General features: G+C 54.4%; 1 pseudogene. It reads right to left on the reverse strand.

Annotation, left to right across the window (positions count from 1 at the left end):
- Positions 1-608 (reverse strand): annotated as a pseudogene (locus ACTHUR_RS15805) (type I glutamate--ammonia ligase); the annotation flags it as partial.

Consider the following 608-nt stretch of genomic DNA (forward strand, 5'->3'; position numbering starts at 1 on the left):
GCCGTCGCCTGAGAACAGGTTTTGACCGTCTTTCCAAATGGATTGGTGAACGTGCATACCGCTGCCGTTGTCGCCCATGATGGGTTTGGGCATAAATGTGGCGGTTTTGCCGAAGTTGTGGGCAACGTTTTGAATCACATATTTCATGTCTTGGGTTTGGTCGGCGCGTTTAACCAAAGTGGCGAAACGGGTACCGATTTCCATTTGGCTGCCGGTGCCGACTTCGGCGTGATGCACTTCCACTTCGATGCCGAGTTCTTCTAAAACATTGACCATGGCAGAACGCAGGTCTTGGCCGCAGTCAATCGGTGCAACAGGTGCGTAACCGCCTTTGACGGTCGGACGGTGGCCGGTGTTTTGACCGTCCATGTGCAGGCCGCTTGACCATGCGCCGCTTTCGGAAGTGATTTCGTAACGGGTTTTGTGCATATCGGTTTCAAATTCTACGCCGTCAAAAACGAAGAATTCAGGCTCAGGGCCGAAATAGGCAGTGTCGCCGATACCGGAAGATTTCAAATAGGCTTCGGCGCGGCGTGCGATAGAGCGAGGGTCGCGGTCGTAGCCTTGACCGTCGGCCGGGTCGATAACGTCGCAGGTAAAGACAACGG

Source organism: Neisseria sp. P0021.S007, assembly GCF_051956855.1.